At 69.1% G+C, this 14,594-nt stretch carries 14 protein-coding genes; 5 read left to right on the forward strand and 9 right to left on the reverse strand.

What is annotated here, in order from left to right:
* The first annotated feature begins 112 nt into the window (after positions 1–112).
* The 3 genes from AC1DO7_RS22815 (at position 113) to AC1DO7_RS22825 (ending at position 3,435) form a co-directional block, all read left to right on the forward strand.
* On the forward strand, positions 113–1,660 hold the full coding sequence (locus tag AC1DO7_RS22815; RefSeq protein ID WP_441616789.1) for a class I adenylate-forming enzyme family protein: 1,548 nt from the start codon (positions 113–115) through the stop codon (positions 1,658–1,660).
* Between the two features lie 196 nt (positions 1,661–1,856).
* Positions 1,857–3,023: a thiolase domain-containing protein gene (locus AC1DO7_RS22820; protein WP_441616787.1), complete on the forward strand. Its 1,167-nt coding sequence runs from the start codon at positions 1,857–1,859 to the stop codon at positions 3,021–3,023.
* 4 nt (positions 3,024–3,027) lie between these two features.
* A complete protein-coding gene (locus AC1DO7_RS22825; RefSeq protein ID WP_441616785.1) occupies positions 3,028–3,435 on the forward strand; it encodes a Zn-ribbon domain-containing OB-fold protein in 408 nt (135 codons plus the stop codon).
* A 131-nt stretch (positions 3,436–3,566) separates the two neighbouring features.
* Here the strand turns inward: AC1DO7_RS22825 and AC1DO7_RS22830 are convergent, their stop codons facing one another.
* From AC1DO7_RS22830 to AC1DO7_RS22870, 9 genes are all read right to left on the reverse strand, one after another.
* Positions 3,567–4,580, reverse strand: coding sequence for a D-2-hydroxyacid dehydrogenase (locus AC1DO7_RS22830; RefSeq protein WP_477116601.1), 1,014 nt, complete (start codon positions 4,578–4,580; stop codon positions 3,567–3,569).
* A gap of 17 nt (positions 4,581–4,597) precedes the next feature.
* Complete coding sequence (locus AC1DO7_RS22835) at positions 4,598–5,611, reverse strand: Bug family tripartite tricarboxylate transporter substrate binding protein (RefSeq protein ID WP_441616781.1); 1,014 nt, start codon at positions 5,609–5,611, stop codon at positions 4,598–4,600.
* Between the two features lie 162 nt (positions 5,612–5,773).
* Positions 5,774–6,562 (reverse strand): class II aldolase/adducin family protein, encoded by a 789-nt coding sequence (locus AC1DO7_RS22840; protein WP_441616779.1) that lies wholly within the window; start codon positions 6,560–6,562, stop codon positions 5,774–5,776.
* A 57-nt stretch (positions 6,563–6,619) separates the two neighbouring features.
* Complete coding sequence (gene tcuB / locus AC1DO7_RS22845) at positions 6,620–7,792, reverse strand: tricarballylate utilization 4Fe-4S protein TcuB (RefSeq protein ID WP_477116602.1); 1,173 nt, start codon at positions 7,790–7,792, stop codon at positions 6,620–6,622.
* Entirely contained in the window at positions 7,779–9,206 is a 1,428-nt protein-coding gene (gene tcuA, locus AC1DO7_RS22850; protein WP_441616775.1) for an FAD-dependent tricarballylate dehydrogenase TcuA, read from the reverse strand. The genes tcuB and tcuA overlap by 14 nt, the downstream gene beginning before the upstream one ends.
* 185 nt (positions 9,207–9,391) lie before the next feature.
* Positions 9,392–10,336 (reverse strand): LysR family transcriptional regulator, encoded by a 945-nt coding sequence (locus tag AC1DO7_RS22855; RefSeq protein ID WP_441616774.1) that lies wholly within the window; start codon positions 10,334–10,336, stop codon positions 9,392–9,394.
* A gap of 107 nt (positions 10,337–10,443) precedes the next feature.
* The gene (locus AC1DO7_RS22860) at positions 10,444–11,157 is read right to left on the reverse strand and encodes a 4-carboxy-4-hydroxy-2-oxoadipate aldolase/oxaloacetate decarboxylase (protein ID WP_441616772.1); all 714 of its coding nucleotides are present in this window, start codon (positions 11,155–11,157) and stop codon (positions 10,444–10,446) included.
* Positions 11,154–11,915, reverse strand: coding sequence for a PIG-L deacetylase family protein (locus AC1DO7_RS22865; RefSeq protein WP_441616770.1), 762 nt, complete (start codon positions 11,913–11,915; stop codon positions 11,154–11,156). The genes AC1DO7_RS22860 and AC1DO7_RS22865 overlap by 4 nt, the downstream gene beginning before the upstream one ends.
* A 75-nt stretch (positions 11,916–11,990) precedes the next feature.
* Positions 11,991–12,968 carry a tripartite tricarboxylate transporter substrate binding protein gene (locus AC1DO7_RS22870; protein WP_441616768.1) on the reverse strand — a complete coding sequence of 326 codons (978 nt, stop codon included), beginning with the start codon at positions 12,966–12,968 and terminating at the stop codon, positions 11,991–11,993.
* A gap of 149 nt (positions 12,969–13,117) precedes the next feature.
* On the opposite strand from AC1DO7_RS22870, the gene AC1DO7_RS22875 reads away from it, so the two are divergent.
* Complete coding sequence (locus tag AC1DO7_RS22875; protein WP_441616766.1) at positions 13,118–14,053, forward strand: LysR family transcriptional regulator; 936 nt, start codon at positions 13,118–13,120, stop codon at positions 14,051–14,053.
* A 145-nt stretch (positions 14,054–14,198) separates the two neighbouring features.
* Positions 14,199–14,594, forward strand: a 396-nt coding sequence (locus tag AC1DO7_RS22880) for a cation:proton antiporter domain-containing protein (protein ID WP_477116603.1), incomplete at its 3' end; no start/stop codon positions are given.

Below are 14,594 nucleotides of genomic sequence, written 5' to 3' on the forward strand. Positions count from 1 at the left end.
TTCAAAATTCCAAATTGTCGAACCGGCCGGCACGCGCGACACTTTGTCCACTGCGGCTGGCGCCCCCCGGCGCCCCGGACAAAGCATTCCATACAAGTTCGTTGCGGCCCCAATGACAGCTACCGAATTCATTCCCCTTGCCGCCCTGGTCGATGCGCACGGCACACAGCGGCCGCACCATCCCGCCGTGGTGCTGGATGACCGCAGCATCGATTACGCCGGGCTGAACCGGCTGGCCGACCGCGTCGCGGCGGCGCTGCAGCGCGACGGTGTGCCGGCGCAAGGCACGGTCGCCATCTGCGCAGCCACGTCCATCGAATACGTCGCCGCCTTCCTTGGCAGCCTGCGCGCAGGGGTGGCGGTGGCGCCGCTGTCGCCGGCACTGAATCCGGCAACGCTGCGGGGGATGGTGCAGGATTCAGGCGCGTGCCGCTTGTTCATCGACGCCACCACGCGCGAAGCGCTGTCCGGCCTGGGGACGGATCCGGGCGTGCCATGCATCGCGCTGGACGACAGCCATGCCGGGCAGCCGTTCAGCCAGTGGCTGGCCGCCGGGAACGCGCGGCCGGCACCGCCCGCGATCGGGCCGGACTGGGCCTTCAACCTGATCTATTCGTCCGGCACCACCGGTGTGCCCAAGGGCATCATCCAGCCGTTCGGCATGCGCGCCTCGCACGTGCAGCGCGCCGCGCAGGGCGGCTACGGCCCGGACAGCGTCACGCTGCTGTCTACCCCGCTGTATTCCAACACCACGCTGGTCAGCCTGTTCCCCACCCTGGCACTGGGCGGCACCGTGGTGCTGATGCGCAARTTCGATGCCGGCCAGTACCTGGCGCTGGCCGCCCGCCACCGCGCCACCCATACCATCCTGGTGCCGGTGCAGTACCAGCGCATCCTGGCCCACGCGGACTTCGACGCCACCGACCTGTCCTCCTTCCGCGTCAAGTTCTGCACCAGCGCACCGTTCTCCGCCGCGCTCAAGGCCGAAGCGCTGCAACGCTGGCCGGGCATGCTGATCGAGTACTACGGCATGACCGAAGGCGGCGGGCGCTGCGAACTGCGCGCGCATGAGCATCCCGACAAGCTGCACACGGTGGGACGCCCGTCGGCGGACACCGACATGCGCCTGCTCGACAACCACGGCCGCGAGCTGCCGCCCGACGCGCCGCCCGGCACCCCGGGCGAGATCGTGGGGCATTCGTCGGGGATGATGTCCGGCTACCACAACCAGCCGGCCAAGACCGCCGAGGTGGAGTGGTTCGACGCCGGCGGCAAGCGTTTTATCCGCACCGGCGATGTCGGCTACTTCGACGCCGATGGTTTCCTGGTCCTGATGGACCGCAAGAAGGACATGGTGATTTCCGGCGGCTTCAATCTCTACCCGAGCGATATCGAAGCCGTGCTGATGACGCACGCCGACGTTGCCGACGCGGCCGTGGTGGGCGTGCCGTCCGAGCGCTGGGGCGAGACGCCGGTGGCCTATGTGGTGCTGCGCGCGGGCGCCGCGGCGGGCACGCAAGCATTGCTGGACTGGGCCAACGGCCGGCTGGAGAAGATGCAGCGCCTGGCCGCGCTCGAGTTCACGGACGAACTGCCGCGCAACGCCATCGGCAAGGTGCTCAAGCGCGACCTGCGCGAGCGCTTCGGCCGCGCGCCGTGAGACCGGGGCTCGATCCGGGCACGATCCGGGCGACGCAAGAGCAAGCAATAGACAGGCACATGCAGCCTGCGCGGCCGCAGACAGTACAACTGGTACTTGCCGTGGCCGCGCAACGACACCAGGGTCTTTTGAAACGCCCTCTTAGAGACAGATCCATTCATTCCACGACAAGTACCCGGGACAAACAGGGAGACCTATGAGCATCAACGGCAAGGCATATATCGTCGGGGCCTACGAGCACCCGACCCGCAAGGCTCCGGACAAGAGCGTCGCGCAACTGCACGCGGAGTGCGCACGTGGCGCGCTGGAAGACGCCGGACTCAGCCTGCAGGACGTCGACGGCTACTTCTGCGCGGGTGACGCGCCCGGCCTCGGCATGATCAACATGGTGGACTACCTTGGCCTCAAGGTGCGTCATGTGGACTCCACCGACACCGGCGGCTCGGCCTATATCGCCCACGTCTCGCACGCCGCGCAGGCCATCGCCGCCGGCAAGTGCAACGTGGCGCTGATCACGCTGGCGGGCCGTCCGCGCTCGGAAGGCTCGAGCGGCACGCAGGCGCGCAACTGGGGCGCCAACCTGCCCGACCAGCCCTTCGAGGCGCCCTACAGCGCCGTCACGGTGAACCTGTACGCCATGGTCGCGATGCGGCATATGTTCCAGTACGGCACCACCAGCGAGCAGCTCGCCTGGATCAAGGTGGCGGCCTCGCACCACGCCCAGCACAACCCCAACGCCATGCTGCGCGAGGTGGTGACCGTGGACGACGTGCTGAATTCCCCCATGATCTCCGACCCGCTGCACAAGCTGGACTGCTGCGTGGTCAGCGACGGCGGCGGCGCGCTGATCGTGGCGCGCCCGGAAATCGCGGCCCGGCTCAAGCGCCCCAAGGTCAAGATCATCGGCGCCGGCGAAGCGGTCAAGGGCCAGCTCGGCGGCGAAGTGGACCTGAGCTGGTCCGGCGCGGCCATCTCGGGCCCGATCGCCTTCGAGGAAGCGCGCATCCGCCCGTCCGACATCAAGTACGCCTCGATCTACGACAGCTTCACCATCACGGTGCTGATGCAGCTCGAAGACCTGGGCTTCTGCAAGAAGGGCGAAGGCGGCCGGTTCGTGGCCGACGGCAACCTGATCTCCGGCGTGGGCAAGCTGCCCTTCAATACCGACGGCGGCGGCCTGTGCAACAACCACCCGGCCAATCGCGGCGGCATCACCAAGGTGATCGAGGCGGTGCGCCAGCTGCGCGGCGAAGCGCATCCCGCCGTGCAGGTCAAGAACTGCGACCTGGCCCTGGCCCAGGGCACGGGCGGCTATCTCGGCTCGCGCCACGGCAGCGCCACTGTGATTCTGGAACGGGAGTAACAAGATGAGCACACCTTACACGGCCACGCCGCTCAAGTCGCCGCAGGTGGCACCGGACAACACCGAGTTCTGGGAAGCCGCGCGCGAAGGCCGCCTGCTGGTCAGGCACTGCAAGTCCTGCGGCAAGCCGCACTGGTATCCGCGCACGTTGTGCCCCTTCTGCATGGGCGACACGGAATGGAAGCAGGCTTCGGGCCGCGGCACCATCTATTCGTTCAGCGTCACGCGCCGCGCCGGCCCCACGCCGTTCTGCATCGCTTACGTGAAGCTGGAAGAAGGCGTGACCATGATGACCCATATCGTGGATTGCGACCTGGATACGGTGCGTATCGGGCAGGAAGTGAAGCTCACCTTCACGCCGACCGAGGACGGCCCGCCGGTGCCGACGTTCGCGCCGGTCGGCGCGGGCTGAGCTGACGAGGCAAGGGGGAAGCGGCGCGCCGGCGGCGCCCGCGGTACCCCGGGGGCTTTGCGCCCTTTCCCCTCATGGGGAGAGGGTCTGGGCAAGCGGGGACGACAGCCGGCAAGGCATGGCTGGCTGCGTCAGCCAACCAGATTGCGCAACGCCTCCCCGGCCACCCAGCGCCGCAGGTTGTCCAGGAAGATGCCCGCCACGCGCGCGGCATTGCCGTCGGAAAAACCCGCGCTGTGCGGCGTGGCGATGACGTTGGGCAGGCTCCACAGCGGCGAATCCGCCGGCAGTGGCTCATGCGCAAACACGTCCAGGTAGGCGCCGGCAAGGCGGCCGGACCTCAGCGCTTCGATCAGCGCGCCCTCTTCCACCACTTCGCCGCGCGCCACGTTGACGAGCCTGGCGCCGGCAGGCAGCAAGGCCAGCGCGGCGCCGTCCACCAGCCCGTGCGTCTGCGCGGTCAGCGGACATGCGAGCACCAGCCAGTCGGTACGCGGCAACACCCCGCTCACTGAGTCGAAGCTCACCGTCTCGTAGCCGGCGCCGGCCGGCAAGGCGCGCTGCCGCACCACGATCACGTTCATGCCCAGCGTCTGCAGCAGCTTGCCGAGCAACTGCCCGATCGGGCCCYAGCCCACGATGGTCGCAGTCTGCCCGGCAATGTCGCGCGGCAGGCCAGAGCCGATCAGCGGCGCCCACCGGCGCTCGCGCTGCGCTGCCACCATCTGCGGGAAATGCCGCGCCAGCGCCAGCAGCCCGGCCAGCGCGGTCTGCGCCACCACGCCTGCGTTGGCGCCCGACGAGGTGGTCACCGCCACGCCGCGCGCGCGCAGTTCGCCGAATACCGCGCGGTCCGCGCCGGCCGAATGCGTATGTGCCCAGCGCAGCGCGGTGCTGGCCAGCATGGCATCGTAGAAACGCCGCGTGGCCGGCAGGATCTCATGCTTGGTGGACAGCCCGGTGACGTCGCGCGAGACAAAGGCGATGTCGGCATCCAGCCCGGCAGGCAGGCCGCCCTCCCCGGCCGCCGGCACGACCGGCACGAAGCTGCCGCCCAGTGCGGCCCCGATCTGCGCACCGTACTGCCGTAGCGCCTGTTCCGACAACAGGATGCGCGGGCCCAGCCCGCCKGACGGATGATTCATTGCAGCCTGCATATCGTTCAATCCACCGAAGCGCCCGAATCGCGCACCACCACTTTCCACTTGTCGTACTCCTTGTGCGTGAACTTGCCGAACTGCTCCGGCGAGCCGCCCACCGGATCGGCGCCTTCGCGCACCATCTGCGCCTGCAGCGACGGCAGCGCCTCGTTGATCGCCTGGTTCAGCTTGTCGATGACCGGCTTGGGCGTGCCCCTGGGCGCAAACACGCCGAACCAGGAGCCGGCCTCGAAACCGGGAAAGCCCTTCTCCGCCACCGTCGGCACCTCGGGCAGCGACTGCGAGCGGTGCGCGCTGCTCACTGCAAGCGCCCGCAGCTTGCCGGCCTTGATATGGGCGATGACCGACGGGATGGTGGCAAACATGAACTGTACCCGGCCCGAGAGCAGATCGTTGAGCGCGTCGGCACCCTTGTACGGAATATGGGTGGCCTCGGTGCCGACGCGCTGCGTCAGCATGAAGCTCGACAGCTGGGAGGACGTGCCCACCCCGGTGGAACTGTAGTTGAGCTTGCCCGGATTGGCCTTGGCGTAGGCCACGAACTCCTCGAAGCTCTTCGCCGGCAGCGAGGGATGCACCACCAGCACATTGGGCACGTCGGCGATCTGCACCACCGGCACCAGGTCGGCCAGCGGATCGTAGTTCAGCCGTTTGTACAGCGTCTGGTTGATGGAAATGGGCCCGACCGAATCGACCAGCAGCGTATAGCCGTCCGCCGGTGCGCGCACCACCGCCTCGGTGCCGATATTGCCCCCGGCCCCGGGCCGGTTGTCCACCACGAAGGACTGCCTGAAGCGCTGGGCCAGTACCTGGCTGACGCTGCGCGCCAGGATATCGGTGGTGCCGCCGGCGGTGAAGGCCACCACCACGCGCACCGGCCGGGCCGGGTAGTCGTCGCCGGCGGCGTGGGCGGGGGCCCCGCCGGCGCAGGCCAGCCCGAAGGCAAGGGCGGCCAGCGCCCGGCGCGGCGCATGCATGGGGTGGAACGAGGATAAAGCGGGGGCGAACTTCGGCATGACGGTCTCCTTGGGACGGCCGGCATCGGAACGCGCCCGCGTCCGCCGTTCCCTGTCTGTTTTATGTTCTGGTGTTCGTCGGTGCGGCTTGCGGTACTGCGGCGGGGCTTTCGGGCGCCCGCGCGAGCGCGCCCGGATGTTCGCGCTCCCGGGGCGCCGCGCTCAGTCGCGGAAACCCGGGTCCAGGCGGTCGAGCTTGCGCAGCAGCGCCGGCCACTCCATCACGCCATAGGGCCTGCGCGTGCCGGGCTGGTAGTTGTTCCAGGTCTCCTGCAGCACCTCGGCGCCCACCTCGCGCAGCGGCGTGTTGCAGGACATCGCGCCGATCTGGGCGCGGCAGGCCAGCTCCAGCCGGTGCATCCAGTTGAAGGCCTCACCCACGGTATTGCCCACCGTAAGCGCGCCATGGTTGCGCAGGATCAGCGCCTCGCCGCGGCCCAGGTCTTCGATCAGCGAGGCCTGCTCGGCAGTGTCCAGCACCACGCCCTGGTAGTCGTGGTAGCCGATCTTGAGAAAGCGCATGGCGGTCTGCGTAAGCGGCAGCAGCCCGCAGTCCAGCGACGATACCGCCATCGAGGCCCAGCTATGCGTATGGATCACGCAGGCCACTTCGGGGCGCGCTTCGTGCACGGCGCTGTGGATCACGTAGCCGGCCTTGTTGATGCCGTAGTTGAGCGCGCCGAAATCCGGCTTGGAGAGGAGATTGCCGGCATGGTCCACCTTGATCAGGCTGGAGGCGGTGATTTCCTCGTACATCATGCCGTAGGCATTGATGAGGAAGGCGCCATCCTCGTCCGGCACGCGCGCCGAGATATGGTTGGCCATCATGTCCGCCATGCCGTACAGCTCCACCAGGCGGTAGCAGGCGGCCAGGTCCACGCGCGCCTGCCACTCGGCTTCGCTGCACTGGTCCCGCATCGAGGAAATGGCGAGCACGCCGGGCTTGGTCATGTGGAGTCTCCTTGGGTACGGTGTTCTTGTTCGGGTGTCTGCGGGACCGGTTGCCGCTCAGTCCGAGCCGAGCGCCAGGCCGGCGGGCCGGCGTTTCTCGATATTCCACTTCAGCAGTGCCGCGCTGCGATAGATGCCGTGCGCGAACTTGCCGTAAGGCAGGGTCAGGAACAGCGCCATCACCACGCCCAGGTGCAGGGCCAGCAGCAATGCCATGGCGGCGGAATCGCGCCAGGCCAGCAGCGCCAGGCCGCTCAGGCTGGTGAGGAACAGCAGCGCGATAAAGCCGCGGTCCATCGGCTTCTGGGCGGCGTCGCCCGTGCGCGGGTCACGCTTGAGGTTAAGCCAGAACAGCCCCGCGGTGCCGATCAGCAGCCCGATGCCGCCCGCCGTGCCCAGCAGGACAGGCAGGCTGCCCAGCGCATAGGGCGCGTGCAGATCCAGCAGGTAGTGATACAGGGTGGCAACCGCCGTGGCGGCGAAGCACAACATGAAGCCATAGAACGTGAAATGGTGGAAGCGGCGGCGCCACAGCGTGAAGGCGTCGTCGGCATTGTTGCAGCCCTGGCCGTGGCCGCCGTCGAGGTAGCGCAGGCGTAGCGCATCGTGCGCCGCGCCACCGATGGCCGGGCCTCGGGCCTCGCCTGCCAGCTCGCCCGGGGTGACCTTGCGCCAGAAGCGCATCACGCCCACGCCCAGCGCCACGATGGCAAGGCCGAATACCAGCCCGAACATCGCCGCCAGCAGGTTGTGCGGGAAGATGGCGTAGAAGTTGCCGGCCAGCGGCGCATGCAGCAGGCTGCCCTGCATGGCCAGCGCCATCACCAGGAACAGCGCCAGGCCGCCCGCCAGCGCCAGCGCGGTGGCCAGGCCGGCGCGGCGGTAGAGGCCGCCGAACGCGGCCGGCCAGGCGTAGTCCGAATAGGTTTGCGCCCGTACCTTGGCCATGGCCTGCGGCACGTTCACCGCGAACTCGTGCGGCGGCGCGTACTGGCAGGCGTGGTAGCAGGYGCCGCAGTTGTGGCACAGGTTGGCCAGGTAGTGGATATCTGCCTTGCCGAATTCCAGCCGGCGCGTCATGGCCGGGAACACGGCGCAGAAGCCTTCGCAATAGCGGCAGGCGTTGCAGATCTGCATGACGCGGCCGACCTCGGCCTCGTCGCCGGTCAGCGGCAGCACGCCCTGGGCCAGCGCCGCCGCTTCGCGCGTCAGCGCTTCAAGATGTTGCATGCTGCTCTTCCTGGAGTTCGTTGTGACGGGTCCGCCCGAACGCGGCGGCGGCGGCCCGCGTGCCGGCGATGCGGCCGAAGGCGGTGCCGATGGCCATGCCCACGCCCGCGGTGTAGCCCTTGCCCAGCACGTTGCCGGCCATCATCTCGCCGGCCACGAACAGGTTGGCGCTGGGCTTGCCGCCGAAGTGCACGGCGGCGTGCTCGTCCACCTTCAGGCCGAGATAGGTGAAGGTGATGCCGGGCCGCAGCGCATAGCCGTAGAACGGCGCGGTATCGAGCGGGCGCGCCCAGTGGGTCTTGGCCGGCGCGATGCCTTCGGTATGGCAGTCGTCCAGCACGGTGTGGTCGAAGGTGCCGACGCGGCAGGCCGCGTTGTAGTCCTCGATGGTGCGCACGAAGGTGGCTTCGTCCAGCCCGAGCTGGCGCGCCAGTTCCGGCAGCGTATCGGCGCGCACGCCGGGGAACACCGGCGGCATGAAGCGCCCGACCGCCTTGGCGTCGATGATCGAGTAACCGATCTGCCCAGGCTGCTGGGCCACCAGGCGGCCCCAGATGGCGTAGCGTTTGGGCCAGAAATCCTCGCCTTCGTCATAGAAGCGCTCGGCATTGCGGTTGAGCATCACGCCCAGCGAGACGCAGTCCACGCGGGTGCAGATGCCACCGTCGTACAGCGGCGCGCGCGCGTCGATGGCCACGCAGTGCGATTGCGACGGGTCGCCGATGGCGTCAGCCCCGGCCTCGATCATGTGCTTGAGCAGCACGCCCATATTAAAGCGCGTGCCGCGGATCAGGAAGTTGTCGGCCGGCCATTCGCCGTCGGCGTTCTGGCCCCAGGCCTCGCGCAGCCACTCGCGGTTGGACTCGAAGCCGCCGGCGGCCAGCACGCAGCTGCGCGCCTCGATGCGCTCGCTGCCGATGCGGGCGGCCACGAAGCGGTCGCCGTCGAGCTCGATGGCGTCCACCGGCGCGTCGTAGCGCACCTGCACGCCGAGCGCCTCGGCGCTGCGGAAGTAGGCATTGACCAGGGCCTTGCCGCCGCCCATGAAGAAGGCATTGGTGCGCGCCACGTGCAGCGCGCCGGACAGCGGCGGCTGGAAGTGCACGCCGTGCTTGCGCATCCAGTCGCGGCAGGTGGACGAAGCGCGGATCACCAGGCGGGCCAGGCGTTCGTCGGTCAGGCCGCCGGTGACCTTGAGCAGGTCCTGCCAGTACTCTTCTTCGGGGTAGGCCTCGACCAGCACGTCCTGCGGGGCGTCGTGCATGCAGCGCAGGTTGCGGGTGTGCTGGGAGTTGCCGCCGCGCCACTCGCGCGGTGCCGCTTCGAGCAGCAGCACGCTGGCGCCGGCTTCACGCGCCATCAGGGCGGCGCACAGGGCGGCGTTGCCGCCGCCGATGACCAGGACGTCGATCATGGGCGGGCGCCTCCGGCGAGGCGGTGGGGAGTCGGCGCGAGGCGCTCCCGGATTGGATTGATGAGGAACACGATGCGGCTTCCGGTGGGGTAGACCGCACTGTAGCGGGCTGGCGCCCTCCTGCTAAGCCCGCGGATCGCATGGGGGCATCACGAATCGTGATGCCCCCCCGGGGCGCCTGTCTTCTAGTCGACCAGCAGGCGCGCGCCGCGCCATGCGCCGGAACGTACCAGCTCGCGCGCGCAATCGGCCAGCACCACGCGCAGGGCCAGCGCCGCCGGGGACAATTCGTCGTCGGACAGGCTGCACAGGACATTCTGGCGCCGCACCTTGGGGTCGGCAATCTCGGCCAGGTGGAAGCGCTCCTGCGCGTCCGCATAGCGCCCCACCGCCGCCCACGGCTGCAACGTGGCGCCGAAACCCAGGTCCACGGCGTCCATCAGCATGGCCAGCGAGTCCACCTCCTGCACCACCTGCGGCACGATCTTGACCCGCGCGAAGGCCGCATCGAGCGTGCTGCGCAGGCCGTGCAGGCCGGTCGGCATGATCAGCGGCACGTCCTGCAACTGCGCCATGCGCAGGCGCGCGGGCGCGCCCGCCTCCGAGCCGGCCGGCAGGCTCTTGCGCGAACGGATCAGGAACAGGGTTTCCTCGAGCAGCGGCGTGACGCTCCAGCGGCGCGCCACGTGGGTGTCGAACAGCACCGCCAGGTCGAGCTGGCGCGCGTTGAGCATGGCGCCCAGATGGCCGGACAGGCTTTCCACCATATGCAGGCGCACGTCGGGATAGCGCTCGCGCATGGCGCGCATCAGCGGCACGCCGATCACCGATGCGGTGGTCGGCGCCAGCCCCACGCTGACCGTGCCGGACAGCCGCGCATGCTGGGCTGCGCGCTTGGCCTGCTCGGCATGGCGCAGCGCCAGCTGGGCTTCGCGGAAGAAGGCCAGGCCGGCCTCGGTCGGGGTGACGCCGCGCGTGGTCCGGCGCAGCAGGCGGGTGGACAGCTCGCTCTCCAGCCGGCTGATCTGCTGGCTCATGGCCGACTGCACCATGTCCAGGTCGAGCGCGGCGCGGCTCATGCTGCCGAGCTCGACCACCCGCACGAAGTATTGAAGCTGGCGCAGTTCCATCTGGCTCCCCCGACGCCCGGAAAATTGTCTGGGTTGCTTATACCAGAATCGCGGGCGCCCCCTCCCCAACTGCTGGCAGGGGGCCGCCCGGCGGTTGAAACGCGCGCTCAGGCTTCGTCGAAGCCGCTGTACCAGTCCACGGCCTGGTCGGAGTAGGCCAGGCCCTTCGCCGCGAGCGCCTCGCGCATGCGGTACATGTCCAGGCCCAGCACGCCCGAGGCCAGCGTGGCCCGCTTGGCCAGCTCCGCGGCTTCGCGCTCGGCGGCGAGCCGCGCGGTCTCGGCGGCCCGCGGCCGCGGCACCACCACCACGCCGTCGCCATCGGCCACGATCACGTCGCCGGGGCGCACCTGGGCGCCGGCGCACACCACCGGCACATTGACCGCGCCCACGGTTTCCTTGACCGCGCCCTGCGCGCTGACCGCCCGCGACCAGACCGGGAAGGCCATGGCGTTCAGCGTGGCAACGTCGCGCACGCCGGCGTCGATGACCAGGCCGCGCGCGCCGCGCGCCTTGAGCGACGTGGCCAGCAGGTCGCCGAACAGGCCGTCGGTGCAGTCGCTGACCAGCGCCACCACCAGCACGTCGCCGGGCTGCACCATCTCCACGGCGACGTGGATCATCCAGTTGTCGCCGGGATGCATCAGCACCGTCACCGCGCTGCCGGCAATGGCGGCGCCGGACTGGATCGGCCGCAGATAAGGCTTCATCAGCCCGGTGCGGCGCTGCGCCTCATGCACCGTGGCCACGCCGGCCGCGCCGAGCGCATCGATGGCGGCGGCGTCGGCACGCAGGATGTTGCGATAGGCGATGGTCTTCATGCCAGGCTCTCCACTACTTGCGGGAACACGCGCGCATAGCCTTCGCCGTGCCTGACCTTGCGCTCCGAGTTGCGCGTGGCCTGGGCGCCGCGCTGCAGCGCCACGCGCGTGTAGTACTCCCACAGGTGCTCCTGCGCCGCCATGGTGGCGAAGGCACGCTGCTTCTTTTCCCACACGGACGAAATATCGAGCAGCACGTCGGGCTTCCAGTTGCATTGCTCGGGCTGGTGCGGCTCGAACAGGAACACCGGCGGCGCGCCGATCACCGGCACCTCGGGCTTGTAGCCGTGCGCCTGGGCGATGACGCGCGCTTCCTGCGCCACGTGGGTGGCAAGCGGGTGGTCGAAGTTGTAGATGTCCTCGCGCGAATGGCTCAGGACCAGTTCGGGGCGCAGTTCGCGGTAGATGTCGGCCAGGCGCAGCAGCGCCTCGTCGCTCACCCGCAGGGGATAGTCGCCCAGGTCGAAGCACTCGAGCGTGGCACCGAGGATATCGGCGGCCTGCTGCGCTTCCTCGCGCCGCGCGGCCTTGACCCGCTCCATCGTCATGCCCGGCTGGCGCCACATCTTGGCAGACTCGCCGCGCTCGCCGAACGACAGGCAGACGATCTTCACGTTGTAGCCGCGCTCGGCGTACAGCGCAATGGCGCCGCCGGCGCGCCAGACGAAGTCGGCTGCGTGCGCGCTGACCACCAGCATGGCAGGACGGTCGGTTGCGGCTTGTGCCCCGCTGGGGGCCTGGGCTTGGATTTCGGTCATGGGTGTTACCGTGTGAGATCGATGGCATGGCCACGCCGTGCCGGGCCCCGGGCCCCGCGCGGCGCGGCACGGAAGTCAGTCGGCGGTGATGCCCGCCTTGCGGATCACGCCGTTCCAGGTCGTGGTTTCATTGCGCACGAACTGGCCGAAGGCCTCGGGCGTGCCCGGCAGGATCGTCACGCCCAGCTGGGCGAGCTGCTTGCGCACATCGGCATCGGCAAGCGCGGCGTTGGCGGCGGCGTTGAGTTCGTGGATCACCGCCGGCGGCGTCCTGGCCGGCGCGATCAGGCCCCACCACACCGAGGCGGTAAAGCCAGGCACGCCCTCTTCGCGCGAGGTCGGTACCGCGGGCAGCAGCGGCGTGCGCTGGTCGCTCGCCACCGCGATGGCGCGCAGGGTACCGGCACGGATATGCGTGATGACTTCGAGCGGATTGATCGGCATGTAGGAAATGCGCTCGCCCAGCAGGTCGGTGATGGCCGGTGCGCCACCCTTGTAGGGCACGTGCAGCACATCGATATGCGCCGCTTCCTTGAACAGCTCGCCGGCGAGGTGGCCGGAGCTGCCGTTGCCGGCAGAGGCGTAGCTGAGCTTGCCGGGCTGGGCCTGGGCCTGGGAGATCAGCCCCTTGAGCGAGGTCACGCTGGATTTCGCCGGTACCACCAGCACCAGCGAGGCCTGCCCGATGCGGGCCACCGGCGCGAAGTCCCGGGCCGGGTCGAAGGGCAGCTTGGCGAACAGCGCGGCATTGGTGGCCAGGCTGTTGGAGGCCATCATGATGGTGTAGCCGTCGGGCGCGGCCTTGGCCACGGTGTCCATGCCGATGTTGGTGCTGGCGCCCGGGCGGTTGTCGACGATGACCGGCTGCTTGAGCTGCACGCTCATGCGCTGGCCGACCGCGCGCGCCACGATATCTACGGCGCCGCCCGCCGCGTAAGGCACGACCAGCCGGATCGGCCTGGCCGGATAGGGCTCGGCCCCGCCCGCCGCGGCAACCACGCCCAGTGACAAGGTGGCCGCCAGCAAGGCGGCAAGGTGGGATCGACGCAGCATTCTTGTCTCCGGACAGGTTATCGGTTGTATCGTTTGCGTGCATTCYGCGCAGCGGCCGTGATACTGTCCAATATGTTTTAGACCAGCTTGTTATCTCTGATTGCTATAACCAAACCAGAGCCAAAGCCCCTCACCCTCACCGCAAGCCCATGGATTTCCGGCAACTCCGCTATTTCGTCGCCGTGGCCGAAGCACTGAGCTTCAGCGAAGCCGCGCGCAAGCTGCATATCAGCCAGCCTCCGCTGAGCACCCAGATCAAGGCCCTGGAAGACGAACTCGGCAGCCCCCTGCTCGACCGCTCGCGCCACCACGTGGCGCTGACCCCGGCCGGCAGCCTGTTCCTGGACAAGGCCCGGGCGGCCCTGGGCAACCTGGAGCAGGCCCGCGAAGTGGTCAGGCAGGTCGCCGCGGGCGAGGCCGGCGAGATCCGGGTGGGCTTCACCGCCTCGGTGCCGATGCAGGACGTCTTTCCGCGCGCAGTGCAGCAGTTCCGTCTTGGCCACCGCCGCGCGATGCTGGAGCTGGTGCACATGTCCACCGGCCAGCAATTGCAGGCGCTGGAAAAAAGCGAGATCGACATCGGTTTCCTGCGGCCCTCGCCGCAGTTCCACCCGCCCGCCAGCATCACGGTGCATGAAGTGCTCGCCGACCGGCTGGTCGCCGTGCTGCCGGCCACGCATGCACTGGCCGGGCCGGAGGACGGGGGCACCGCCACGACAGGCGCGCCGCCGCTCGAGATCGGCGCGCTCTCCGGCCAGCCTTTCCTGCTGTTCCCGCGCGGCCTGGGCTGCGGCCTGTTCGACCACGTGACCACGCTCTGCAACCGGGCTGGCTTTGCCCCGCGCATTGCCCAGGAGGCACGCGAGGCCACCACCATCATCGGACTGGTGGCAAGCGGCGCGGGCGTCTCGGTGCTGCCGGAGATCTATGCGCGCACCGGCATCCCCGGCGTGGCCTACCGGCCGCTGGCGGGCCCGGACGCGGCCAGCCGCGTGCTGGTGGCGCATCGCACGGGCGCGCTCTCGCCCATCATGCGCAGGTTCCTGGGGTTTTTCGATGCCGGCGAGGCGGCGACGCTGGCCTGACGAGCACTCGGCCTGCGCGGCCCGCCATGAACGATGGCCTCGTTGATGCGTCAAAAGACGCACATTGCAGTGCATCGCGCACAATGGAGGCTCGCAACGACTCGCGACGACCCGCAACGGCAGAGACTCAGGAGGATTCCACCGCATGACCGTATTCCAGGGGACCGGCGCCCTTTTCACCCTCATCGCCATCTTCGGCGTCATCAACTACCGCTTCATCAAGCTGCCCGACACGCTGGGCATCACCGCCGTGGGCCTGGTGACCTGCCTGAGCGTATCCGTGCTCGGCTTCAATCACCCTGAAATGGTGGCCCAGGCCCGCAAGCTGGTGGCCCAGATCGATTTCTCCGACCTGGTCTTCCACGGCCTGCTCAGCCTGCTGCTGTTCGCCGGCGCGCTGCACGTGGACCTGTCGCGCATGCGTCGCCAGCGGCGCGCCGTGTTGCTGCTCGCCACGGTCGGCGTGGTGATCTCCACGGCCGCGGTGGGCCTCGGTTTCTTCTACGTGGCGCAATGGCTGGGCCATCCCGTCAGCCTGCTG

This window comes from Cupriavidus sp. 05N40 (genome assembly GCF_056397305.1).